26 protein-coding genes are annotated in these 21,133 nt (G+C 71.2%); 19 read left to right on the top strand and 7 right to left on the bottom strand.

All coding sequences use genetic code 11. From position 1 onward, the window contains the following. Positions 1–87: 87 nt before the first annotated feature. The gene (locus ACZ4TG_RS20680) at positions 88–525 is read right to left on the bottom strand and encodes a hypothetical protein (protein ID WP_053675327.1); all 438 of its coding nucleotides are present in this window, start codon (positions 523–525) and stop codon (positions 88–90) included. 298 nt (positions 526–823) lie between these two features. Here ACZ4TG_RS20680 and hemL point away from each other — a divergent pair, with 298 nt between their 5' ends. From hemL to ACZ4TG_RS20640, 8 genes are all read left to right on the top strand, one after another. Beyond that, on the top strand, positions 824–2,146 hold the full coding sequence (hemL, locus tag ACZ4TG_RS20675; RefSeq protein WP_468164743.1) for a glutamate-1-semialdehyde 2,1-aminomutase: 1,323 nt from the start codon (positions 824–826) through the stop codon (positions 2,144–2,146). After that, a complete protein-coding gene (locus ACZ4TG_RS20670; protein WP_468164740.1) occupies positions 2,143–2,823 on the top strand; it encodes a histidine phosphatase family protein in 681 nt (226 codons plus the stop codon). Before hemL ends, ACZ4TG_RS20670 begins: the two co-directional genes overlap by 4 nt. Positions 2,824–3,040: 217 nt before the next feature. Further along, positions 3,041–4,279, top strand: a complete 1,239-nt coding sequence (locus ACZ4TG_RS20665) for a polysaccharide deacetylase family protein (protein ID WP_468164738.1) — start codon at positions 3,041–3,043, stop codon at positions 4,277–4,279. A gap of 66 nt (positions 4,280–4,345) precedes the next feature. Continuing rightward, complete coding sequence (locus ACZ4TG_RS20660) at positions 4,346–4,990, top strand: TlpA family protein disulfide reductase (RefSeq protein ID WP_468164736.1); 645 nt, start codon at positions 4,346–4,348, stop codon at positions 4,988–4,990. A gap of 4 nt (positions 4,991–4,994) precedes the next feature. Next, positions 4,995–5,780: a cytochrome c biogenesis CcdA family protein gene (locus tag ACZ4TG_RS20655; protein ID WP_468164734.1), complete on the top strand. Its 786-nt coding sequence runs from the start codon at positions 4,995–4,997 to the stop codon at positions 5,778–5,780. 13 nt (positions 5,781–5,793) lie between these two features. After that, a complete protein-coding gene (gene resB, locus ACZ4TG_RS20650) occupies positions 5,794–7,506 on the top strand; it encodes a cytochrome c biogenesis protein ResB (protein ID WP_468164732.1) in 1,713 nt (570 codons plus the stop codon). After that, positions 7,503–8,582 (top strand): c-type cytochrome biogenesis protein CcsB, encoded by a 1,080-nt coding sequence (gene ccsB, locus ACZ4TG_RS20645; RefSeq protein WP_468164730.1) that lies wholly within the window; start codon positions 7,503–7,505, stop codon positions 8,580–8,582. Before resB ends, ccsB begins: the two co-directional genes overlap by 4 nt. 25 nt (positions 8,583–8,607) lie before the next feature. Continuing rightward, entirely contained in the window at positions 8,608–9,126 is a 519-nt protein-coding gene (locus tag ACZ4TG_RS20640) for an SRPBCC domain-containing protein (protein ID WP_468164728.1), read from the top strand. Here the strand turns inward: ACZ4TG_RS20640 and ACZ4TG_RS20635 are convergent. Both ACZ4TG_RS20635 and ACZ4TG_RS20630 read right to left on the bottom strand, forming a co-directional pair. Further along, positions 9,102–9,626: a hypothetical protein gene (locus ACZ4TG_RS20635; protein ID WP_468164726.1), complete on the bottom strand. Its 525-nt coding sequence runs from the start codon at positions 9,624–9,626 to the stop codon at positions 9,102–9,104. The two genes, ACZ4TG_RS20640 and ACZ4TG_RS20635, sit on opposite strands and share 25 nt — an antisense overlap. Before the next feature lie 80 nt (positions 9,627–9,706). Then, on the bottom strand, positions 9,707–10,123 hold the full coding sequence (locus tag ACZ4TG_RS20630; RefSeq protein WP_468164865.1) for a MarR family winged helix-turn-helix transcriptional regulator: 417 nt from the start codon (positions 10,121–10,123) through the stop codon (positions 9,707–9,709). Between the two features lie 187 nt (positions 10,124–10,310). Here ACZ4TG_RS20630 and ACZ4TG_RS20625 point away from each other — a divergent pair, with 187 nt between their 5' ends. Then, the gene (locus tag ACZ4TG_RS20625; RefSeq protein ID WP_468164724.1) at positions 10,311–10,676 is read left to right on the top strand and encodes a cupin domain-containing protein; all 366 of its coding nucleotides are present in this window, start codon (positions 10,311–10,313) and stop codon (positions 10,674–10,676) included. A gap of 107 nt (positions 10,677–10,783) precedes the next feature. Here the strand turns inward: ACZ4TG_RS20625 and ACZ4TG_RS20620 are convergent, their stop codons facing one another. Beyond that, on the bottom strand, positions 10,784–12,151 hold the full coding sequence (locus tag ACZ4TG_RS20620; protein WP_468164863.1) for an MFS transporter: 1,368 nt from the start codon (positions 12,149–12,151) through the stop codon (positions 10,784–10,786). A 136-nt stretch (positions 12,152–12,287) separates the two neighbouring features. Here ACZ4TG_RS20620 and ACZ4TG_RS20615 point away from each other — a divergent pair, with 136 nt between their 5' ends. Continuing rightward, a complete protein-coding gene (locus tag ACZ4TG_RS20615; protein ID WP_468164722.1) occupies positions 12,288–13,220 on the top strand; it encodes a LysR family transcriptional regulator in 933 nt (310 codons plus the stop codon). Here the strand turns inward: ACZ4TG_RS20615 and ACZ4TG_RS20610 are convergent. Further along, a complete protein-coding gene (locus ACZ4TG_RS20610) occupies positions 13,217–13,540 on the bottom strand; it encodes a PLD nuclease N-terminal domain-containing protein (RefSeq protein ID WP_468164720.1) in 324 nt (107 codons plus the stop codon). The two genes, ACZ4TG_RS20615 and ACZ4TG_RS20610, sit on opposite strands and share 4 nt — an antisense overlap. Before the next feature lie 90 nt (positions 13,541–13,630). On the opposite strand from ACZ4TG_RS20610, the gene ACZ4TG_RS20605 reads away from it, so the two are divergent. The 4 genes from ACZ4TG_RS20605 to ACZ4TG_RS20590 are packed head-to-tail and all read left to right on the top strand — an operon-like array spanning position 13,631 to position 16,630. Continuing rightward, positions 13,631–15,085, top strand: a complete 1,455-nt coding sequence (locus ACZ4TG_RS20605) for a menaquinone biosynthesis decarboxylase (RefSeq protein ID WP_468164718.1) — start codon at positions 13,631–13,633, stop codon at positions 15,083–15,085. Then, positions 15,082–15,567 carry a hypothetical protein gene (locus ACZ4TG_RS20600; RefSeq protein ID WP_468164716.1) on the top strand — a complete coding sequence of 162 codons (486 nt, stop codon included), beginning with the start codon at positions 15,082–15,084 and terminating at the stop codon, positions 15,565–15,567. Before ACZ4TG_RS20605 ends, ACZ4TG_RS20600 begins: the two co-directional genes overlap by 4 nt. After that, positions 15,564–16,487, top strand: a complete 924-nt coding sequence (mqnP, locus tag ACZ4TG_RS20595; RefSeq protein ID WP_468164714.1) for a menaquinone biosynthesis prenyltransferase MqnP — start codon at positions 15,564–15,566, stop codon at positions 16,485–16,487. Before ACZ4TG_RS20600 ends, mqnP begins: the two co-directional genes overlap by 4 nt. 5 nt (positions 16,488–16,492) lie before the next feature. Then, a complete protein-coding gene (locus ACZ4TG_RS20590) occupies positions 16,493–16,630 on the top strand; it encodes a hypothetical protein (RefSeq protein WP_468164712.1) in 138 nt (45 codons plus the stop codon). Here the strand turns inward: ACZ4TG_RS20590 and ACZ4TG_RS20585 are convergent. Beyond that, positions 16,623–17,234, bottom strand: coding sequence for a rhomboid family intramembrane serine protease (locus tag ACZ4TG_RS20585; protein WP_468164710.1), 612 nt, complete (start codon positions 17,232–17,234; stop codon positions 16,623–16,625). The two genes, ACZ4TG_RS20590 and ACZ4TG_RS20585, sit on opposite strands and share 8 nt — an antisense overlap. Positions 17,235–17,321: 87 nt before the next feature. Between ACZ4TG_RS20585 and ACZ4TG_RS20580 the strand changes: the two genes are divergently transcribed. Beyond that, positions 17,322–18,011: a UbiX family flavin prenyltransferase gene (locus ACZ4TG_RS20580; RefSeq protein ID WP_468164708.1), complete on the top strand. Its 690-nt coding sequence runs from the start codon at positions 17,322–17,324 to the stop codon at positions 18,009–18,011. On the opposite strand, the gene ACZ4TG_RS20575 is transcribed toward ACZ4TG_RS20580, so the two are convergent. Then, complete coding sequence (locus ACZ4TG_RS20575; RefSeq protein ID WP_266947896.1) at positions 18,008–18,142, bottom strand: hypothetical protein; 135 nt, start codon at positions 18,140–18,142, stop codon at positions 18,008–18,010. The two genes, ACZ4TG_RS20580 and ACZ4TG_RS20575, sit on opposite strands and share 4 nt — an antisense overlap. Positions 18,143–18,266: 124 nt before the next feature. Here ACZ4TG_RS20575 and ACZ4TG_RS20570 point away from each other — a divergent pair, with 124 nt between their 5' ends. The 4 genes from ACZ4TG_RS20570 to ACZ4TG_RS20555 all read left to right on the top strand — a co-directional run bounded on the left by ACZ4TG_RS20570 (position 18,267) and on the right by ACZ4TG_RS20555 (position 20,981). Then, positions 18,267–18,722, top strand: a complete 456-nt coding sequence (locus ACZ4TG_RS20570) for an Lrp/AsnC family transcriptional regulator (protein WP_030232075.1) — start codon at positions 18,267–18,269, stop codon at positions 18,720–18,722. Between the two features lie 67 nt (positions 18,723–18,789). Beyond that, complete coding sequence (mqnE, locus tag ACZ4TG_RS20565) at positions 18,790–19,953, top strand: aminofutalosine synthase MqnE (protein ID WP_468164705.1); 1,164 nt, start codon at positions 18,790–18,792, stop codon at positions 19,951–19,953. A gap of 110 nt (positions 19,954–20,063) precedes the next feature. Beyond that, entirely contained in the window at positions 20,064–20,588 is a 525-nt protein-coding gene (locus ACZ4TG_RS20560) for a GNAT family N-acetyltransferase (protein ID WP_468164702.1), read from the top strand. Between the two features lie 123 nt (positions 20,589–20,711). Continuing rightward, complete coding sequence (locus ACZ4TG_RS20555; RefSeq protein ID WP_468164861.1) at positions 20,712–20,981, top strand: DUF4229 domain-containing protein; 270 nt, start codon at positions 20,712–20,714, stop codon at positions 20,979–20,981. Positions 20,982–21,133: the final 152 nt, after the last annotated feature.

The following is a 21,133-nucleotide window of genomic DNA, read 5'->3' as shown; positions in this document are numbered from 1 at the left end:
GCCGCAGACACCGGACACCGGACACCGGACACCGGGGCGGGCACCCTCGGGCCAGGGTTCCGTGCGAACCCGGGGAAGGCAGGCGGGTCAGGGCCAGACGAGGCAGTACGGCTGGTGGCCGGCCTCGTGGAGGCGGTGGGAGAAGTCCTGCCACTCGTGGAGCAGCTGGTAGACGTTGAACGCGTCGCGCGGGCCGCCCCGGTCGGGGACCGTGGACCAGATGAAGGCGGCCGCGCCGACCGACTCCTCGCCCACCCCGCGCAGCGGGTCGACCACCGTCATCGGGAGCTTGACGACCGCGTAGTCGGGGTGCAGGACGACCAGCTCCAGCGGGGGCACCTTGTGCAGGGGTATGCCCTCGATGCCGGTCAGCACCATCGCGGCCACCGTCTCCGGCTTGATCTTCGTGAAGAGGCCGCCCATGCCGAGCTCGTCGCCGCCCAGCTCCTCCGGGCGCATGGTCACCGGCACCCGGGCCGCCGTCGCGCCGTCGGGGGCGCCGAAGTACTTGTACGTCACGCCCATGCCGCGGCCCTTGGGAAGGCTGTCGGGCGACTGGATCGGGCCGGGTAGGGGATCTGCCGCGTCAGCGGCCCTGCGCCGGTGCTTGCCCCGGCTGCGGCGGGCATCGCGGGCGCGCTGCGGGTCCAGGCCGTCCGTACCCTCGCCCGGTCCACCACCGCGTTGCATATCTCCACCCGACTGGTATTGCCTGCCCCGGCCCCGCGGCCCCCGCCACGCAGCCTGATCATCATGGCAGTGACCTCCCCCGGGGCGGCGCGGTGAAACGCCCGTCCGCAAGTCTGTCGCGGCCTCTGAGACCATGGCTGGTGTGAGCTACCCGTATCCGTATGAAGCCCCAGTCTCGCAGAACCTGTTTACGCGCGCGTCCGTAGTGACGCCCGGCGGCGTGAACTCTCCCGTGCGCGCCTTCCGCGCCGTGGGAGGTACGCCCAGGTTCATGGTGTCTGGTACCGGTCCGTATCTGACCGATGCCGACGGCCGCGAGTACGTCGACCTGGTCTGCTCGTGGGGGCCGATGATCCTCGGCCACTCCCACCCGGCCGTGATCGAGGCGGTCCAGGCCGCCGTCGCCCGCGGCACCTCCTTCGGTACGCCCGGCGAGGGCGAGGTCGCGCTGGCGGAGGAGATCGTCGCGCGGATCGCCCCCGTGGAGCAGGTGCGCCTGGTGTCCTCGGGCACCGAGGCGACCATGTCCGCGATCCGGCTCGCCCGCGGGTTCACCGGCCGCGCCAAGGTCGTGAAGTTCGCCGGCTGCTACCACGGCCACGTCGACGCGCTGCTGGCCGCGGCCGGTTCCGGGCTCGCGACCTTCGCGCTGCCGGACACCCCGGGCGTGACGGGCGCGCAGGCCGGGGACACGATCGTGCTCCCGTACAACGACCTCGACGCGGTCCGGGCGGCCTTCGCCGCGCACCCCGGCGAGATCGCCTGTGTGATCACCGAGGCCGCGCCCGGCAACATGGGCGTGGTCACCCCCGGTGAAGGGTTCAACCAGGGGCTCGCGGACCTGTGCCGGGAGAACGGCGCGCTGTACATCTCCGACGAGGTGATGACCGGTTTCCGCACCTCCCGCGCCGGCTGGTACGGCGTGGACGGGGTGAAGCCCGACCTGATGACCTTCGGCAAGGTCATGGGCGGCGGCTTCCCGGCCGCGGCGTTCGGCGGCCGCGCCGACGTCATGGGCCACCTGGCCCCGGCCGGCCCGGTCTACCAGGCGGGCACGCTCTCCGGTAACCCGATCGCCACCGCCGCCGGGCTCGCGCAGCTGCGGCTGCTGGACGAGGCGGCGTACGAGAAGGTGGACGCGGTGTCGAGCCGGATCCAGGCGCTCGTGACCGAGGCCCTGACCAAGGAGGGCGTGGCGCACCGGCTGCAGACGGCCTCCAACATGTTCTCCGTGTTCTTCACCGAGGACCCGGTCAGGAACTACGACGACGCGAAGAAGCAGGAAGCCTTCCGCTTCAACGGCTTCTTCCACTCGATGCTGTCGCAGGGCGTCTACCTGCCGCCGTCGGCGTTCGAGTCCTGGTTCGTGTCCACCGCCCACGACGAGCGGGCCGTCGAGCGGATCGCCGCCGCGCTGCCCGCCGCCGCCCGCGCCGCAGCGGAGGCCACGGCATGAGCGGCGCGGACATCACCGTCGTGCACCTGATGCGCCACGGCGAGGTGCACAACCCGGACGGCGTCCTCTACGGCCGCCGCTCCGGCTACCACCTCTCCGAGCTCGGCCGCCAGATGGCCGACCGGGTCGCGGAGCACCTCCAGGGCAGGGACATCACGCACGTCGTGGCGTCCCCGCTGGAGCGGGCGCAGGAGACGGCCGCGCCGATCGCGAAGGTGCACGGCCTGGACCTGGCGACGGACGGCCGGCTGATCGAGGCGGGCAACGTCTTCGAGGGCAAGACCTTCGGCGTGGGCGACGGCGCGCTGCGCAAGCCCGCCAACTGGAAGCACCTGACGAACCCGTTCAAGCCCTCCTGGGGCGAGCCGTACGTCGAGCAGGTCGTCCGGATGATGAGCGCGATCGAGGCGGCGCGGGACGCGGCGCGCGGCCACGAGGCGGTGGCGGTCAGCCACCAGCTGCCGATCTGGATCGTGCGCAGCTTCGCGGAGAAGCGCCGGCTGTGGCACGACCCGCGGCGCCGCCAGTGCACGCTGGCCTCGCTGACCTCGTTCACGTACCAGGGCGAACGGCTGGTCTCGGTGGGCTACAGCGAGCCGGCCCGGGACCTGGTCCCGGCCCATCTCCTGGCCGGGGCGAAGCCGGTGAAGGGCAAGTCGAAGGCGTTCGGGGCGTAGACCCGCGCACGTCCGGGCGGTGTGCGGGGGCGGCTCCTCGTACACCGCCCTTCGCATGCCGCCACGGTCCGGGGGGCCGTATACCCGCGGGTGGGCGCGCCACGCGCGGTGCCCGGCCCATGAGCTCCCCATGGATTTTCCTAATTTCATACAAGTTGGCGCGACGCGCCGTGTCCGCTCTTCAGCGACTCCTGACTGTCCGTTTGTATGACATTTCATGAGCGATGTGTGGAGGACACGCGACCTCACCCGGCGCGGCGCGCTCGGCCTCGGGCTCGGCGCCGCCGCGGTCGGTCTCGCCGGCTGCGGAGGCGGAGCCGGCCCGGGCGGGCCGAACGGGCCCGCCAACGGGCCGAAGACCGGCGGTCCACCCCCCGCCCGGCCCCTCGGGGACGGTTCCACCGCCGACACCGGCCCGCAGCCCCACCAGCCGGCCGCCCCCGTCCCGCTCCAGCCGGGGGAGACCCCGCCCCAGTTCGTCGTCTTCAGCTGGGACGGCGCGGGCGAGATCGGCAACGGCCTCTTCCCGCGCTTCCTCAAGGTGGCCAAGGACCACGGCGCGGCCATGACCTTCTTCCTGTCCGGCCTCTACCTCCTGCCGGAGTCCCGGAAGAGCCTCTACCACCCGCCGAACAATCCCGTCGGAGCCTCCGACATCGGCTACCTCAAGGACGAGAACGTCCGCAACACCCTGCGCCACGTCCGCGAGGCCTGGCTCGACGGCCACGAGATCGGCACCCACTTCAACGGCCACTTCTGTGGTGGTCCCGGCTCCGTGGCCCGCTGGACGCCCGAGGACTGGCGCAGCGAGATCGACCAGGCCGTGTCGTTCGTCACCAACTGGCGCACCAACACCGGCTTCACCGACCTCGAACCGCTGCCCTTCGACTACCGAAAGGAGCTGGTCGGCGCCCGCACCCCCTGCCTGCTCGGCCGGGACGGCATGCTGCCCACCGCGCAGCAGCTCGGCTGGCGCTACGACGCCTCCTCGCCCGGCGGCCTCCAGCAGTGGCCGGTGAAGAAGTCCGGCCTGTGGGACCTGCCCCTGCAGTCCCTGCCCTTCCCCGGGCACTCCTTCGAGGTGCTGTCGATGGACTACAACATCCTCGCGAACCAGTCGAAGAACACCACCAAGGGCGTCGCCGCCAACTACCCCGGCTGGCGCACGCAGGCCACCAGCGCCTACCTCGGAGGCTTCCGGCGGGCCTACGAGACCAACCGCGCCCCCCTCTTCATCGGCAACCACTTCGAGGAGTGGAACGGCGGGATCTACATGGATGCCGTCGAGGAAGCCCTGAAGGGCATGGCGGACAAAAAGGATGTACGACTCGTTTCGTTCCGTCAGTTCACCGACTGGCTGGACGTCCAGGACCCCAAGGTGCTGGACAGGCTGCGCGGCCTCGGACCGGGCCAGGCGCCGACCGGTGGCTGGCGCACGTATCTGTCCACGACCTGACCAGCGCGTTGACATCCGGCCGGGGGGTGCGGAAGATCCGCAAATCGCTCATGCGAAACTTTTCACATGAGCCTCAGCCGCGCCCGTCGTCGTCGAAACAGCCGCCGCTCGACCAGTGGCCGCGCCGTCCTGCTGGGCGCGGTGGCCCTCGTGAGCGCCGCGACCCTTACGGCGTGCAGCGATTCGGGCAGCGGCGGCAAGCCCTCCGGTTCCGCCGGCGGCAACTACGTGACCGGCCCCAGCGGCATCTCCACCGTCGCCAAGGGGGACCGCACCGAGGCCCCCAAGCTGGACGGCGAGACCGTCGACGGCAAGACGCTCGACACCACCACCCTCAAGGGCAAGGTCGTCGTCCTCAACGTCTGGGGCTCCTGGTGCCCGCCGTGCCGCGCCGAGGCCCCGTACTTCGCGAAGGTGTCGAAGGAGCTGGCCGACGCCGGCAAGGACGTCGCCTTCGTCGGCATGAACACCCGCGACAACAGCAAGCAGAACGCCGCCTCCTTCGAAGAGACCTACGGGATCACCTACCCGAGCCTCTACGACCCGGACGGCAAGCTGATGCTCCGCTTCCCCAAGGGCACGCTCAACCCGCAGTCCATCCCCTCCACGATCGTCCTCGACAAGGCGGGCAGGATCGCCGCCCGCACCCTGGTCGCGGTCAACGAGGAGCAGCTGCGCTCGATGATCGACCCGCTCCTCGCGGAGCAGTGACCCCGTGGTGACCGAACTGCCCGGGTTCGTCCTCGCCGCCGAGGCGACCGGCGCGAACGCGACCGTCCTCAACGGCGCGCTGCTGCTGGCCCTGCCCCTGTCCCTGCTCGCCGGACTGGTCTCCTTCTTCTCGCCCTGCGTGCTGCCGCTGGTGCCCGGCTACCTCTCCTACGTGACCGGCGTGGGCGGAGCCGACCTCGCGGAAGCCCGGCGCGGGCGGATGCTGGCCGGCGCGAGCCTGTTCGTCCTCGGCTTCACGGCCGTCTTCACCTCGACCGGCGCGCTCTTCGGCTACTTCGGAGACACCCTCGCGGACAACAAGCCGGTCATCTCCCGGGTGCTCGGCGGCCTGGTGATCGTCCTCGGCTTCTTCTTCATGGGCTGGATCCCGGGCCTGACGATGCGCGAGCTGCGCTTCCACAAGAAGCCGGCGATCGGCCTGGTCGGCGCGCCGGTGCTCGGCGTGCTCTTCGGGGTCGGCTGGACCCCCTGCATGGGCCCTACGCTGGCGGCGGTCAACACGCTCTCCATCGACCAGGCCACCGCCGGCCGGGGCGCGCTGCTCACCGTCGTGTTCTGCCTGGGGCTGGGACTGCCCTTCATCTTCACCGCGCTCGCCTTCCGCAAGGCGCTCGGCGCCTTCGGCTGGGTGAAGAGGCACTACGCGTGGGTGATGCGGATCGGCGGGGCCATGCTGGTCATCACCGGTCTGCTGCTCGTCACAGGTTGGTGGGGCACGCTCGTCAGCGACATGCAGAGCTGGACCAAGGGCTTCACGGTGGGGATCTGAGGACTACACGGACATGAGTACGACCGACAAGGCGTCCGCCGAGGCGCCGCACGAGTCCACCGAGCAGGCCGAGGCGAACGCCGACGCCGCCGCGGGCGCCCAGCTGTCCACCGCCCCCCTGGAGGACGGCCCCGGCGCCCCCGTGGGCATCGGCGTGCTCGGCTGGGCCCGCTGGTTCTGGCGGCAGCTCACCTCCATGCGGGTGGCGCTGATCCTGCTCTTCCTGCTGTCCCTGGGATCCATCCCCGGCTCGCTCATCCCGCAGACCCAGGTCGACGCGATGAAGGTCGCGGACTGGAAGCGGACCCACGAGTTCTGGGTGCCCGTCGCGGAGAAGCTCCAGCTCTTCGACGTCTACAGCTCGGTGTGGTTCTCCGCGATCTACATCCTGCTGTTCGTGTCGCTGATCGGCTGCATCATCCCCCGCACCTGGCAGTTCGTCGGCCAGCTCGCCGGCCGCCCGCCCGGCGCGCCGAAGCGGCTCGACCGGCTGCCCGCGTACGCGACGTGGCGTACGGAGAAGTCCCCGGACGAGGTGCTCGCGTACGCCGAGGACGTGCTCGGCGGGCGCCGCTTCCGCACCGAGGCGGCGGGCAATTCCGTCGCCGCCGAGAAGGGCTACCTGCGCGAGGCCGGGAACCTGGCCTTCCACATCGCCCTGATCTTCATGCTGGTGGCCTTCGCGGCCGGGCAGCTCTACAAGTCCGAGGGCGGCAAGCTCGTCCTGCGCGGCAAGGGCTTCTCGAACACGCTCACCCAGTACGACGACTTCAAGTCCGGCAGCCTCTTCTCCTCCGACAACCTGCCGCCGTTCTCGTTCACCCTGGACCAGTTCGACGCGACGTACGAGAAGACCGGCCCGCAGAAGGGCACCCCGCGCGACTTCAAGGCGTACGTCACCTACAGCGAGGGCGCGCACGGCAAGCCGGTCAAGACCGAGATCGAGGTCAACAAGCCGCTGGAGATCGACGGCTCCAAGGTCTTCCTGCTGGGCCACGGCTACGCGCCGGTCATCTCGGTGTCCGACCCCACCGGCAAGGTGGTCTTCAAGGACGCCGTGCCGATGCTGCCGTTCGACGCGAACCTCAGCTCCTCCGGCGCGGTCAAGGTCACCGACGGCTACCGGAACAAGGACGGCAAGCAGGAACAGCTCGGCTTCAACGCCATGTTCGTGCCCACCTTCGCGGGCGAGGGCAAGGGCACGATGCTCTCGCAGTTCCCCGCCCTGGACTTCCCCGTCCTCGCGCTCAGCGCCTACCACGGCAGCCTCGGCGTCGACTCGGGCCTTCCGCAGAACGTGTACCAGCTGAACACCTCGAAGCTGCAGGAGTTCAAGGACGACAAGGGCGAGCTGTTCAAGCAGCGCATGCTGCCCGGCGAGACGATGACCCTGCCGGACGGCGCGGGCACCGTGAAGTTCGAGGGGATCGAGCGCTGGGCGACCTTCTCGGTCACCCAGCAGCCCGCCAACGGCCTCGCCCTCGCGGGTGCCATCGCCGCCATCGGCGGCCTGGCGGCCTCGCTGTTCATCCAGCGCCGCCGGGTCTGGGTCCGGGCGGCCACCGGCAAGGACGGCGTGACCGTCGTCGAGATGGCGGGCCTCGGCCGCAGCGAGTCCGCCAAGCTCCCGGAGGAACTGGCGGTACTGTCCGCCGCGCTCCACGAGCAGGCGCCGACGGCGCCCGATCAACCTGTCGAGGAAAACGTTGAAGGGGAGCGCGGATGACACCGCTCGCAGTAGCAGCCAATGAGAATCTGGCGCAGATCAGCAACTACCTGGTCTATTCGTCGATGGCGGTCTACACGCTCGCCTTCTTCGCGCACATCGCGGAGTGGACCTTCGGCAGCCGCAGCAAGGTGGCCCGCACCGCCGCGGCCCTGACCGCCGGGAAGGCCGCCGAGGCCCCCGCCGTGCAGGTGCGCTCCAAGGGGGGCACCGCCGTCCTCGACAAGCCGAAGGTCGTCACCCGCTCCGCCGCCGGCACCCGGGACGTGCCCGACGGCCCGGGCGCGGCCGGTGGCACCGAGCAGGGCGACCTGTACGGGCGGGTCGCGGTCTCGCTGACCGCGCTGGCCTTCCTCATCGAGGCCGGGGGCGTCGTCGCCCGCGCGATGTCGGTGCAGCGGGCCCCCTGGGGCAACATGTACGAGTTCTCGCTCACCTTCTCCACGGTGGCCGTCGGCGCGTACCTGCTGCTGCTCGCGCTGAAGAAGAACGTGCGCTGGCTGGGCCTGATCCTGGTCACCACCGTGCTGCTCGACCTGGGCATCGCCACCAAGTGGCTCTACACCGACAGCGACCAGCTGGTGCCCGCCCTGGACTCGTACTGGCTGTGGATCCACGTCTCGACCGCCATCTTCTGCGGCGCGGTCTTCTACATCGGCGCGGCCGGCGCGGTGCTCTACCTCTTCCGCGACGGCTACGAGAGCCACCTGGAGCAGGGACGCACCCCGGGCCGGTTCCGCACCTCGGTGATGGAGCGGCTGCCCTCGGCTGCCTCGCTCGACAAGTTCTCGTACCGGATCAACGCGGCCGTCTTCCCGCTGTGGACCTTCACCATCGTCGCGGGCGCGATCTGGGCCGGCGACGCCTGGGGCCGCTACTGGGGCTGGGACCCCAAGGAGGTCTGGTCGTTCGTGACGTGGGTGGCGTACGCCTGCTACCTGCACGCCCGGGCCACGGCCGGATGGAAGGGCCGCAAGGCCGCGTACCTCGCGCTCTTCGCCTTCGCCTGCTGGATCTGGAACTACTACGGCGTGAACATCCTGCTCAGCGGCAAGCACTCGTACGCGGGCGTCTGACCGGCGGGAGTGGGACGCTGGTGTCATGGCTCCTGTGACCCATGGCACCAGCGAGAGCCGCGGTGATGACCGGCGGCTGCTGAGGTTCGAGCTGCACCTGCCCTACGCGTACGAGGCCCTGTGGCCCGCGCTGACCACGGCGGACGGGCTGCGCGGCTGGCTGGGAACGGCGGACGTACTGGAACGGCGGCTCGGCGGGGCCGTGACCGCGCGCCGGCTCGACGGCGCGGAAGAGGTCTCGGGAACCATCACCGCCTGGGACACCGAGCGGGTCGTGGAGTACACGGTGACCCGGTACGGGCGGATCCGCTTCCACCTGGAGCCGGTGGGGACCGACTCGACGGTGGTGCGCTTCTCGAACGAGCAGGAGCGGGGCGGGTCGGAGAGCGACCGCCTCGACTGCCTGGCCGCCTGGCACCACCACTTCGAGCTGCTGGACGCGGCGATGGCGGGTGACGCGGTCGGCGCGGCCGACGGGGGCGCCTGGAGCGACGCCCGCTGGTACGAGATCCGGGAGTCCTACGCGTCCTTCTCCAGGACGTAGGCGTGGCGGGCGTCGGGCGCCCCGAAGAAGAAGTACAGCTCCAGCGACCCGCGCTCGTCGCGGCGCAGCTCGAAGGTCCAGAAGTACCGGTCGGGCACGTGCTCGGCCCGCTCCATCCCGGGCCGGACGGCCGAGCCGGTCAGGGCGGGCAGGTCGAGCCGTACGTGCTGGCCGAGGTTCCAGCCGGCCGGCTGCTGCGTGGTGAGCTCCCAGGAGGCGGGGCCGGAGAGGCGCCAGCCGTTGTCGTAGTCGATCTCCTGGCCGTCGAGGAGGGCCACCGAGGCGCTGCCGTCGGCGCGGAAGGTGACCTCGGTGCCCTCGACGCAGCGCCAGGTGCCGACGATCTCGGCGGCGCGGGCGTCGTGGACGGCGCGGACGGGGGCGTCCACCCCCAGGGGGTTGCAGCCGGCCATGGTGAGCAGGACGGCGACGAACACCCCGTACGCGAGCAGGTTGCGCAGGATGGTGTCGACGATCCGCGGGCTGCTTTCTCTTGGCATGCGGGCATTCTGTCAGCCTTGTTGAACGCGTTCAATCGTGCTTCCGGTCACAGCGCCGGTCGGGAGCCGGGCGCCGCGTCTCACCACACCGGCCGCAGCGCCGGAAGCCCCTCCTCCCCGTGCAGGGTGCGGATGACGCGGAGCAGCTCGGAGCGCAGCGCGGGGAGGTCGGCGACGGCGCCGAGCTCGGCCTCCAGCCCGTGCAGGACCCGGCCGGCGACCGCCAGGTGGTCATGGGCCGCGCCGGTCAGGACCACCAGTTTGCGGCGGCCGCCGCCGGGGTGCGGCTCGCGGCGGACGTAGCCGCGCCGCTCCAGGTCGTCGACGATCTGCCCGGCCGCCTGCTTGGTCACCCCGAGGCGTTCGGCGAGCTCGGTCGCGGTGGCGCCGGGGCCCCTGAGGGCCTGGAAGGCCATGCCGTGCACGGGGCGCAGGTCGGTCTGGCCCGCGTCGGCGAGGCGGCGGGTGAACTCGGCGAGCAGGAGCTGGAAGCCCATGCCGAGGAGGAAGGCCAGCTCGATGCCGCCGCCCTGGTCGGCGCTGTCTTCGTTCCCGGCGTGATTCCCGGCGGCGTTCCCGGTTTCGGTTCTGGTCACGGAAACATGGTGACACGGGCGGGTCAAGCTGCTTTACTCAGCCGAGTAAAGCTCCTTTACTCGTCGATGAAGAGGATCCGCCTTGCACGTGATCACCGTTTCTCCCGACCAGGTCACCGTCACCCCGAACGCGAAGATGACCGGTCTCGCCGCACCCAGCCGGGGCAGCGCCGAACTGAGCACCTGGCACGTCGACATGCCCGCCGGAGCCACCGGCCCCGAACACTCCGTCAGCCGTGAGCAGGTCTGGACGGTGACCGCGGGAGCCCTGGAGGTCACCTGCGGGGGCCGCACCGAGAAGGTCGCCGCCGGCCAGACCCTGGTCCTCCCGCCGGACGTGCTCCGCCGGATCCACTCGGCCGAGCGGTTCGAGGCGTACGTCGCCATGCGGGCCGACGGCGTCGTCACCGTCCCCGGCACGGAAGGCACCCGCACCCTGCCCTGGGCCGTGTGACCGGCCGCGGCGCGGACGCCGGGCCGGGGAGCGGGGAGCGGGGTGCGGGGGCCGGGGTGCGGGGGTCGGGGGCCGGGCCCCCGACGGGCGGCCCGACCCCCGCCGGCTCAGGCCCGGACCGGGTCCGGCTGCCGGTCCGGCCCGGGCGCCGGGACCGGAGGCCGGCGGCGCAGCCCCGGCAGGGAGACGGCCGCGGCCAGCAGCACCGCGGCGAACGGCACCAGGAGCGCCGCCCGGTACCCCTCCAGCGGAGCCGCGTACGCCGAGGCGACCCCCGTCACGGCGGCCAGCCCGACGGCCGCACCGAACTGGAACGCCGTGTACAGCAGCCCGCCCGCCAGACCCTGCTCGGACTCCCCGACCCCCTCGGTGGCGACGATGGTGAGCGGGCCGTAGACCAGCGCGAACGCCAGGCCCAGCAGGACCAGCGCCGGCAGCATCGCCAGGTACGTCCAGTCGGTCCGCAGCGGCAGGAACAGCCCGTACGCGAGCGCCGCGACTAGCAGCCCGCCGAAGATCAGCCGGCCGTTCCCGAACCGCTTCACCAGCCTCGGCACCACCGTCGGCGACAGCACGGCGTCGATCCCGATCACGAGCATCGCGAAGCTGGTCTCCAGCGCCGACCAGCCCCGCAGTTCCTGGAGGTACAGCACCACCAGGAACTGGAAGCCGAAGAAGGCCGCCGAGAACAGCAGCGCCGCAGCGTTGGCCCGCAGCAGCGCTCCCGACCGCAGGATCCCCAGCCGGACCACCGGCTCGGCCACCCGGCGTTCCACCACGACGAACACCCCCGCCAGCACCAGCCCGGCCACCGCCGGGAGAACCGAGGCCCGCTCGGCGCCCAGCACCAGCAGCACGGCCGCCGCCGTCACCAGAGCGCCGCCGAGCAGGTCGAGCCGGCCCCGGGCCGCCGGCCGGGCCTCCTTCGGCAGGAACGCCAGTGCGCCCGCCAGGATCAGCGCGGCCAGCGCCACCGGGGCGAAGAAGACCCACCGCCAGTCGGCGGAGGCCAGCAGGCCGCCCGCGACGAGCCCGAGGGAGAAGCCCCCGGCCGCGGTCCCCGAGTACACCAGCAGCGCCTTCTCGCGCTGCGGCCCCTCCTCGAAGCCGGTGGTGATGACCGACAGCCCGGCCGGGGTCATGAAGGCCGCCGCGACCCCGGTCGCGAACCGGGCGGCGATCAGCTGCCAGCCCTCGGTGGCGAGGCCGCCCAGGCCGGAGAAGAGGAGGAAGACGGCCAGCCAGCCGACGAACATCCGCCGGCGCCCGAACAGGTCGGCCGCCCGGCCGCCCAGCAGCATGAAGCCGCCGTAGCCGAGCACGTACGCACTCATCACCCACTGGAGCTCGCCGGTTTCGAGTCCGAGGTCGGCTCGTATCGACGGCAGGGCCACATTCAGCATCGCGACGTCGATGCCCTCGAGGAAGATCGCGCCGCACAGGACGAGCAGCACGCCCCGGCGGCGCCCGCTGATTCTGCCGTTGTCGGTCGGGTCGGTCACGGTGGAACCTCACAGAACGGAAGGGAGGGAAGGGAAGGTTGCCGGCCCGATCACCCTCGCCCGCCGCCCGGAGGGGAACAACGACGAAGAACGCAACGTTCGTTCAGCCATGCTTACCGATCGCGATGAGCTCGACTGCTTCCTGATCCTGGCCGAGGAGCTCCACTTCGGCCGGACCGCCGAGCGGATGCTGCTGTCCCGCGCCCGCGTCAGCCAGCTGGTCCAGCGGCTGGAGCGGCGCATCGGCGCGCCGCTGTTCCTGCGGACCAGCCGCAGTGTCGTCCTCACCGCCCTCGGCGCGCAGCTGCGCGCCGACCTCGAACCGCACCACCGGGGCATCGCCGCCGCCCTCGACCGGGCCGCCGCCACCGCACGGGCGGCCGACGGGGTCCTGCACGTCGGCTTCACCACCCCGCCCGCCGGGGAGGTCGTCCTCAAGGCCGCCGAGGCCCTGCGCGCCACCCACCCCGGCCTCGCCGTCGAGGTGTGCGAGGTCCCGCTCTCGGATCCCTACGGCCAGCTGCGCAGCGGCGACTTCGACGTGGCCTTCGCCGAGTTCCCGGTCCGCGAGGCCGATCTGGGGGAGGGGCCCGTGCTCCTGACCGAGGCGCGGGTGCTGGCCGTGCCCGCCGGGCACGCGCTGGCGGCGCGGGATTCCGTATCGCTGGAGGACCTGGCGCAGATCCCGCTGCTGGCCGTCTCCGGGGACCTGCCGCAGTACCGCCGCGAGTACCTGACTCCGGCGCGCACCCCGGCCGGGCGGCCCATCGGGCGCGGGCCGGAGGTGACGAACCTGCAGGAGGCCCTGATGCTGGTCGCGGCGGGCCAGGGCGGGCTGCTGGCCTCGGCGCACGCGTCGACGTACTACGCCCGCCCGGGCGTCGCGTACGTCCCCTTCGCGGACGCCGAGCCGGCCGGCTACGGCCTGGTCTGGCGCGCGGCCGACAACTCCGCGGCGGTGCGGGCCTTCGCGAGCGCCGCGTTCCGCATCGCGCTACGGGAGGCGCCCGCGGCCCCGGCCCCGTCCCAGTCCTTGCCCTAGTCCTTGCCCTTGTCCTTGTCGGCGTCCTTGCCGTCCTGCTCGTCGCGCAGCGACCTGAGGAACTCCGGGTTGTCGTCGGGCGCCACCCACTGCGTCCGGCGCGCCCGGCCGCCGCCCCCGAAACCGCCTCCGCCGACCGCTTCCCGCTTCTTGCCCGCGAACAGCCAGACCACCGGCCCGACGATGGAGAAGAGCAGGATGATGAGCACCCAGACCACCTTCGGCAGGTGCTTGACCTCTTCCTCCGGCGTGTTCAGGCAGTCGATGAAGGCGTAGATGGTCAGCGCGATGATCAGCAGGAAGGGCAGATAGCGCAGCACGGTGTGGGACCGACTCCCAGGCAGTGGCGGCGGGCCCGCGTCGGGCCCCGGTGACGTTCCCAGGGTAGTTGGTGACGGATACTGGGCCCCATGGCTTACGACGATCTCCGCTCGCTGCTCCGGGCCCTGGAGCGGGAGGGCGACCTCAAGCGCATCAAGGCCGAAGTCGACCCGTACCTGGAGGTCGGGGAGATCGTCGACAGAGTGAACAAGGCGGGCGGGCCCGCACTGCTCTTCGAGAACGTCAAGGGCTCGGCGATGCCGCTGGCCATGAACGTGTTCGGCACCGACCGCCGGCTGCTCAAGGCCCTCGGGCTCAAGTCGTACGCGGAGATCAGCGAGAAGATCGGCGGCCTGCTCAAGCCCGAGCTGCCCCAGGGCTTCATCGGCGTCCGCGAGGCCTTCGGCAAGCTCGGCTCGATGGTGCACGTACCGCCGAAGAAGCTGAAGGGCGACGCCCCGGTCCAGGAGGTCGTGCTCACCGGTGACGACGTGGACCTGGACCAGCTCCCGGCCCTCTTCACCTGGCCCAAGGACGGCGGCTCCTTCTTCAACCTCGGCCTGACGCACACCAAGCACCCGGAGACGGGCGTGCGCAACCTCGGCCTGTACCGCCTCCAGCGCCACGACAAGCGCACCATCGGCATGCACTGGCAGATCCACAAGGACAGCCGCAACCACTACGCGGTCGCCGCGGCCAAGGGCGAGCGGCTGCCGGTCGCGATCGCCTTCGGCTGCCCGCCGGCCGTCACGTACGCGTCCACCGCGCCGCTGCCGGGGGACATCGACGAGTACCTCTTCGCCGGGTTCGTCGCGGGCAAGCGCATCGAGATGGTCGACTGCAAGACGGTCCCGCTCCAGGTCCCGGCGCACGCCGAGGTCGTCGTCGAGGGCTGGCTGGAGCCGGGGGAGATGCTGCCGGAGGGGCCCTTCGGCGACCACACCGGCTTCTACACCCCGCAGGAGCCCTTCCCGGCGCTGAAGATCGACTGCGTGACGATGCGCAAGCGCCCGCTGCTCCAGTCGATCGTCGTCGGCCGTCCCCCGACCGAGGACGGGCCGCTGGGGCGTGCGACGGAACGCTTCTTCCTGCCGCTGCTCAAGATCATCGTGCCGGACATCGTGGACTACCACCTGCCGGAGTCGGGCGGCTTCCACAACTGCGCGATCGTCTCGATCGACAAGAAGTACCCCAAGCACGCGCAGAAGGTCATGCACGCCATCTGGGGCGCCCACATGATGTCGCTGACCAAGCTGATCATCGTGGTGGACAAGGACTGCGACGTCCACGACCTGCACGAGGTGTCCTGGCGGGCGCTCGGCAACACCGACTACTCCCGCGACCTCACCGTCGTGGAGGGCCCGGTGGACCACCTCGACCACGCCTCGTACCAGCAGTTCTGGGGCGGCAAGGCCGGCATCGACGCCACGAAGAAACTGCCGGAGGAGGGTTACACGCGCGACGGCGGCTGGCCCGACATGGTGGAGTCCGATCCCGCGACGGCGGCCCTCGTGGACCGCCGATGGAAGGAGTACGGCCTGTGAGCCCCATCGCCGTGGGCGGTCCCGCCCTCTTCATCGGCAGCGACACGCCCTGCGTCGCCCTGGTGCGCCCCGAGATCGACCCGGCCCAGCCGGCGGTCCGGGAGGCCGCCGAGCGCGCCGGCGTCACCCCCGAGGAGTTCGCCGGACCGTCGGACCTGTGGCAGCTGATCGCCGACCGCACCGACGGAGAGGGCCGCGAGATCGCCCTCAACGACCTCTCCGACGCCGACGCCGGCGCCTTCGCCGACCGCCTGCTGGCCGCGATCGCCGATCCGGAGGCCGAGTTCTCGGTGCTCCTGACCGTCGCCGCGCACGACGTCCTGCGCCTCGACGGCCGACCCGCCGGCGAGGGCTTCGCCTTCCTGGCCAGCGTCGTCCCGCCGCCCTCCGAGGGAACGCCCCTGCTGGAGGTGGAGATCGGCCCGTCGTCCGTCACGGACCTGCGCGCCGAAATCGAACAGTTCCGGAGGTCCCTCGGATGACATCGGCTGCCGAGGGCGTCCTCGGGCCCGGCTCCGCGCCGGAGGCGACCGGCAAGGTCAAGGCCTTCCTGCGGCTCGTGATGATCGAGCACTCGGTCTTCGCGCTGCCCTTCGCCTACATCGCGGCCCTGACCGCGATGTTCCAGCTCGACGAGACCGTGCACTGGGGCGACCTGCTGCTCGTCACCGTCTGCATGGTCGGCCTGCGGACGTTCGCGATGGCCGCCAACCGGATCATCGACCGCGAGATCGACTCCCGTAACCCGCGCACCGCCGGGCGCGAGCTCGTCACCGGCGCGGTGTCGGTGCGGACGGCCTGGACCGGGGCCGGGGTCGCGCTCGTCGTGTTCCTCGGGTCGGCGGCGGCGCTGAACCCGCTGTGCCTGATGCTGGCGCCGATCGCCGTCGTGCCGATGGTGGTGTACCCGTACGGCAAGCGCTTCACGGACTTCCCGCACGCCATCCTGGGCCTGGCCCAGGCCATGGGGCCGGTCGGGGCCTGGCTGGCCGTCACCGGCGAGTGGTCCTGGGACGCGGTGATCCTGGGTCTCGCGGTCGGCGTGTGGATCGGCGGCTTCGACCTGATCTTCGGCAGCCAGGACGTGGCGGCCGACCGGGCGGAGGGCGTCCGCTCGGTCCCGGCCCGCTTCGGCGTCCCGGCGGCCCTGTGGGGCGCGCGCGGCGCGCACGTGGTGACCACCGGCCTGCTGGCCTGGTACGCGCTCGCGACGGACGCGGGCCCGCTCTTCTGGTTCGGCCTGCTGGTCGTCATAGCGGCCTTCTGCTACGAGCACACCATCGTCAAGCCGCACGACCTGTCCCGCCTGAACCGCGCCTTCTTCACGGTCAACGGCTTCATCGGCATTGCCCTCTTCGTGTGCGCCCTGCTGGATCTGGTGGCGCGAGGTCTGACGATCTAGCCGGCGTGCGGCCTGGGCCGGTCAAGCCGCACCACGACGAGACGATCTGGGAGGTGCGGGATCTCCTGAAGCCGCAGCTATCACCGGAGTGGGGCTTCATCTCCGATGTTGCCGTCCCCTTCGACCCTTCGGTCGTCAGCTGACCGGTTCCCGCCGGCCCCGGGGCGCCGGGCGGCGGAGGGAGAGGGCCGTCGCCACGCCCGCGACCAGGCCGCACAGGTGGCCCTGCCAGCTGACCCCGGGGTCCAGCGGCAGGACGCCCAGGAGGGCCGAGCCGCCCCAGAACACGGCGAGCACCAGGCCCACGACCACGCCCGGCACCTTGCGTTCGACGAAGCCGCGCACCACCAGGTAGCCGAACAGCCCGAAGACCAGGCCCGAGGCGCCGGCCGTGACGCTGTGCGCGGGGGAGAGCAGCCAGACGCCGAGGCCGTCCGCGACCACGATCAGCGCGCAGACGGCGAGGAACCGGCGGATGCCGCCGAGGGCCGCGACGAAGCCGAGCACCAGCAGCGGGACGCTGTTGGAGGCGACGTGGCCGAAGCCGTAGTGGAGGAAGGGCGCCAGGGGGATCCCGGTGAGGCCGTCACTCTCGCGGGCAGCGATCCCGTACGCGTCCAACGCGTGGCCGCTGGCCAGATCCGCCAACTCGATCAGCCACAGCAGCGCCACCCAGCCGAGCATCAGCTTGGCCGCGGCCTTGGCCCGGTCGGTCTGCGTCCAGGTCTCTTCGGCCGTCGCGCTCATGCCCGTCCCCTCGTACCGTCCCACCCCCTGGGACGTGCGGTCACCTTACCGAGTGGCTTCGCTCCGTGGCCGGATAGTCTCGGAGGTATGACTGAGCGCAAGCGCACCCCGTGGGTGGTCGGGGTTTCCGGGGCGTCCGGGACGCCCTACGCGGCCGCGGTGCTCCGGGGACTGCTGGCGGCCGGGGAGAGCGTGGACCTGGTGGTGAGCCGGGCCTCGCGGCTCACCTTGCTGGACGAGACCGGGATCGCCTTCCGCGACGCCCACTGGCGGGACGACCTCGCCGAGTGGCTGGGCCGGGGGGCCGACGGGAAGCCGGGGACCTTCGAGGTGCCCGACCTGGGCGACGTGCGGTACTGGGGCGCCGGGGACCTGGCGGCCGGACCCAGCTCGGGCTCGTACCCCGTGAAGGGGATGCTGATCGTGCCGGCGTCGACGGCCTGCGTGGCGGGGGTCGCGCTCGGGCTGTCGAAGGACCTGCTCCAGCGGGTCGCGAGCGTGACGCTCAAGGAGCGGCGCCGGCTGGTGGTCGCGGTGCGGGAGACCCCGCTGAACGGGCAGACGCTGAAGCACCTGGTGGCGCTGGACGAGGCGGGCGCGATCGTGCTGCCCGCCTCACCGGCCTTCTACGCGGGTGCGACGCACATCCAGGATCTGGTGGACTTCGTCGCCGGGCGGGTGCTGGACGCGGCAGGGGTGCCGCACCGGCTGTACCGCCGTTGGGAGGGGGAGCTCGGAGGCTCCCGCGCTCCCCGGGGGGCAAGCGGCGGTGACTAGCGCTTCTTGGCGCTGCGCGGCTTGCGGGTCTTGTCCACGCGGTGTGCGGCGGACGGCTGGTCGGTGCGGGATCGGTTGGCCAGCTCCTGGAGCTGTCGCATGTGCGCGTAGGCCATCTCGATCGTGTACACGGTGAAAACCACTCCTGAAGATCGTCATTGATCTGTTGAAAGATTCACAGGGTGTTGACCCTGTGTGCCTTAGATTCTATACCTAGACTTGCAGGATCGCCGAATAATGGAAGGCTCCACGTAAATGGACACGGTGGACAGGCAGCTCATCCAGGCACTCCGGGAAAACGGTCGTGCCTCGTACGCGGAGCTGGGCCGTCTCGTGGGCCTCTCCGGCCCCAGCGTCACCGACCGGATCAACCGCCTGGAGACCGCGGGCGTGATCACGGGCTACCGCGCGACCGTCGACTCGGCCTCGCTCGGCCTCGGCGTCACGGCGCTGATCGGCATCTCCCTCTCCGACGCCGCGGACCACGAGGACGTGGCCCGGCGGCTGCGCGACCTCGCGGAGATCGAGGACTGCTGGTTCATCGCGGGTGACGACTCCTTCATGCTGAAGGTGCGCGCCAGCGACGTCGACGGCCTGGAGAAGATCATCCGCAAGCTCTCCGGCACCAAGGGCGTCTCCCGCACCCGCACCACGATCGTGCTCTCCACGAAGTGGGAGAACCGGGTCGGGGAACTGCCCGAAGAGGGCTGAGAGTACGGTTGGTCGCGGCGGTTGCAGCAGTGCAGGCAGTGCAGGACACATAGAGGAGACGACCGGCATGGACGCTGGGCTCAAGCGTGAGCTGGAGGAGAAGGTCCGCTCCGGCGAGCGGCTGACCCGTGAGGACGGCATCGCCCTCTACGAGTCGGACGACCTGGCCTGGCTCGGTGGCCTCGCCCACGAGGTGCGCACGCGCAAGAACGGCGACGTCGTCCACTTCAACGTCAACCGCCACCTCAACATGACCAACGTGTGCACCGCGTCGTGCGCGTACTGCTCGTTCCAGCGCAAGCCGGGCGAGAAGGACGCGTACACGATGCGCATCGAGGAAGCCGTCCGCCTGGCCAAGGCCATGGAGAACGAGAACCTCACCGAGCTGCACATCGTCAACGGCCTGCACCCGACGCTGCCGTGGCGCTACTACCCGCGCTCGCTCTCCGCGCTGAAGGAGGCGCTGCCGAACGTCTCCCTCAAGGCGTTCACGGCCACCGAGATCCACCACTTCGAGACGATCTCCGGGATGTCGGCCTCCGACATCCTGGACGAGCTGATCGAGGCCGGTCTGGAGTCGCTGACCGGCGGCGGCGCCGAGATCTTCGACTGGGAGGTCCGGCAGCACATCGTCGACCACCGCACCCACTGGGAAGACTGGTCGCGCATCCACCGCCTCGCGCACTCCAAGGGCCTCAAGACCCCGTCGACGATGCTCTACGGGCACATCGAGGAGCCGCGCCACCGCGTGGACCACGTGCTGCGCCTGCGCGAGCTCCAGGACGAGACCGGCGGCTTCCAGGTCTTCATCCCGCTGCGCTACCAGCACGACTTCGTGGACATGCAGGACGGCAAGGTCCGCAACAAGCTCCAGGCGCGCACGACGATGGCGACGGGCGCCGAGGCGCTGAAGACCTTCGCGGTCTCCCGCCTGCTCTTCGACAACGTGCCGCACGTCAAGGTCTTCTGGGTGATGCACGGCGTGCAGACCGCCCAGCTGGCGCTCCAGCACGGCGCGGACGACATGGACGGCTCGGTCGTCGAGTACAAGATCACGCACGACGCCGACAACTACGGCACGCCGAACAAGCTCGGCCGCGAGGACCTCCTGGAGCTCATCCGCGAGGCCGGCTTCCGCCCGGTCGAGCGCAACACGCGCTACGAGATCATCCGCGAGTACCCGGGCCCCGAGGCGGGCCTGCGCGAGACGCCGCAGGCGATGCGCCTCTGACGACCCCTCCGCTGCGCCGGCAGGCCCCGTTCCCTCGTGGACCGGGGCCTGCCGCCGTTGCGCGGCCAACCTCCGTTGCCCGAGGGGTGGGTAATAGCTACCCTAGGCCCATGACCCTTACCTTCACCTTCGATCCGGTCGTCGACCCCGCCCTGTGCGACGAGATCGCCGAGCTGTGGACCGAGGTCTCCAACGCCGGCGGAGCGGTCGGGTTCGTGCCGCCCGTGACCACCGACGTCGTACGGTCCGAGCTGGTCAAGCACCTCGCCGCGATGGACGAGGGCCGGATGCGGCTGCTCGTCGGGCACGACGGGCGGGGCCGGGTCGCCGCCACCGCGTTCCTCGCCCTCAACGCGCACCGGTTGCAGAAGCACTGGGTCTGGGCCTACACCGTCATGGTCGCCCCCGCCCTCCAGGGCCGCGGCGCGGGCCGGGCCCTGATGGACGCCGTCGCCGAAGCCGCCCGCGGTCTCGACGGCATCGAGGCGATCCGGCTCTGCGCGCGCGGCGGCCTCGGGCTGGAGCACTTCTACGCGGCGTGCGGCTACAAGGAGGTCGGCCGGGTCCCCGACGCCATCCGCGTCGCTCCCGGCGACGACCGCGACGACATCACGCTCCTGCTGCCCTTGCGCTGACCCCGGCGGGCCGGAGCGCGGGCCCGGCGTGCTTCACTGGACGGGCACGTGCCGACGTACGAAGACGAGAGAGAAGGGGTCACCGTGTCCCTCAAGCCGAGCGCGACGATCCGCTACACCGCGATGCGCCTGGGCATCTTCGTCGGATGCCTCGTCCTCGTCGCCGGACTGGTCCGGCTGGGCTGGGTGCCCGCGGGGCTGGGCGACGCCAACTTCGTGTGGGTCATCCTGCTCGCCCTCGTGCTGTCCGCTCCGCTGTCCTTCGTGCTGCTGCGCAAGCAGCGTGACGAGATGTCCGACCAGATCTCCGGACGCGTCGCGGATGCGAAGCAGAAGCTCGCCGCGAACCGCCGCCAGGAGGACGAGGTCGACGAGACCGCGCGCGCGAGCTAGTTCCGAGGGCCCGCGGCCCCCGTTAGCTTCCTCACACACCGAACCGCCCCAGCCACGGGAATACCGCCCGTAACGCTGGGGCGTTGGTGTTCCCCGGGCCGGTCCGGCGCGAGGTGCGCGCGAGCCGGGCTCAAAGGACGCCTTTGAGATTC

It is taken from the genome of Streptomyces sp. NPDC028314 (assembly GCF_055565795.1).
This window is presented reverse-complemented; position numbering and strand designations above follow the sequence as displayed.

Bases quoted from the DNA above. Each gene is read 5' to 3' on its own strand.
- ACZ4TG_RS20680 (WP_053675327.1), bottom strand. From the start codon at position 525: ATGGGCGTGACGTACAAGTACTTCGGCGCCCCCGACGGCGCGACGGCG.
- hemL (WP_468164743.1), top strand. From the start codon at position 824: ATGGCTGGTGTGAGCTACCCGTATCCGTATGAAGCCCCAGTCTCGCAG.
- ACZ4TG_RS20670 (WP_468164740.1), top strand. From the start codon at position 2,143: ATGAGCGGCGCGGACATCACCGTCGTGCACCTGATGCGCCACGGCGAG.
- ACZ4TG_RS20665 (WP_468164738.1), top strand. From the start codon at position 3,041: ATGAGCGATGTGTGGAGGACACGCGACCTCACCCGGCGCGGCGCGCTC.
- ACZ4TG_RS20660 (WP_468164736.1), top strand. From the start codon at position 4,346: ATGAGCCTCAGCCGCGCCCGTCGTCGTCGAAACAGCCGCCGCTCGACC.
- resB (WP_468164732.1), top strand. From the start codon at position 5,794: ATGAGTACGACCGACAAGGCGTCCGCCGAGGCGCCGCACGAGTCCACC.
- ccsB (WP_468164730.1), top strand. From the start codon at position 7,503: ATGACACCGCTCGCAGTAGCAGCCAATGAGAATCTGGCGCAGATCAGC.
- ACZ4TG_RS20640 (WP_468164728.1), top strand. From the start codon at position 8,608: ATGGCTCCTGTGACCCATGGCACCAGCGAGAGCCGCGGTGATGACCGG.
- ACZ4TG_RS20635 (WP_468164726.1), bottom strand. From the start codon at position 9,626: ATGCCAAGAGAAAGCAGCCCGCGGATCGTCGACACCATCCTGCGCAAC.
- ACZ4TG_RS20630 (WP_468164865.1), bottom strand. From the start codon at position 10,123: ATGGGCTTCCAGCTCCTGCTCGCCGAGTTCACCCGCCGCCTCGCCGAC.
- ACZ4TG_RS20615 (WP_468164722.1), top strand. From the start codon at position 12,288: ATGCTTACCGATCGCGATGAGCTCGACTGCTTCCTGATCCTGGCCGAG.
- ACZ4TG_RS20605 (WP_468164718.1), top strand. From the start codon at position 13,631: ATGGCTTACGACGATCTCCGCTCGCTGCTCCGGGCCCTGGAGCGGGAG.
- mqnP (WP_468164714.1), top strand. From the start codon at position 15,564: ATGACATCGGCTGCCGAGGGCGTCCTCGGGCCCGGCTCCGCGCCGGAG.
- ACZ4TG_RS20585 (WP_468164710.1), bottom strand. From the start codon at position 17,234: ATGAGCGCGACGGCCGAAGAGACCTGGACGCAGACCGACCGGGCCAAG.
- ACZ4TG_RS20580 (WP_468164708.1), top strand. From the start codon at position 17,322: ATGACTGAGCGCAAGCGCACCCCGTGGGTGGTCGGGGTTTCCGGGGCG.
- ACZ4TG_RS20570 (WP_030232075.1), top strand. From the start codon at position 18,267: ATGGACACGGTGGACAGGCAGCTCATCCAGGCACTCCGGGAAAACGGT.
- mqnE (WP_468164705.1), top strand. From the start codon at position 18,790: ATGGACGCTGGGCTCAAGCGTGAGCTGGAGGAGAAGGTCCGCTCCGGC.
- ACZ4TG_RS20560 (WP_468164702.1), top strand. From the start codon at position 20,064: ATGACCCTTACCTTCACCTTCGATCCGGTCGTCGACCCCGCCCTGTGC.
- ACZ4TG_RS20555 (WP_468164861.1), top strand. From the start codon at position 20,712: ATGCGCCTGGGCATCTTCGTCGGATGCCTCGTCCTCGTCGCCGGACTG.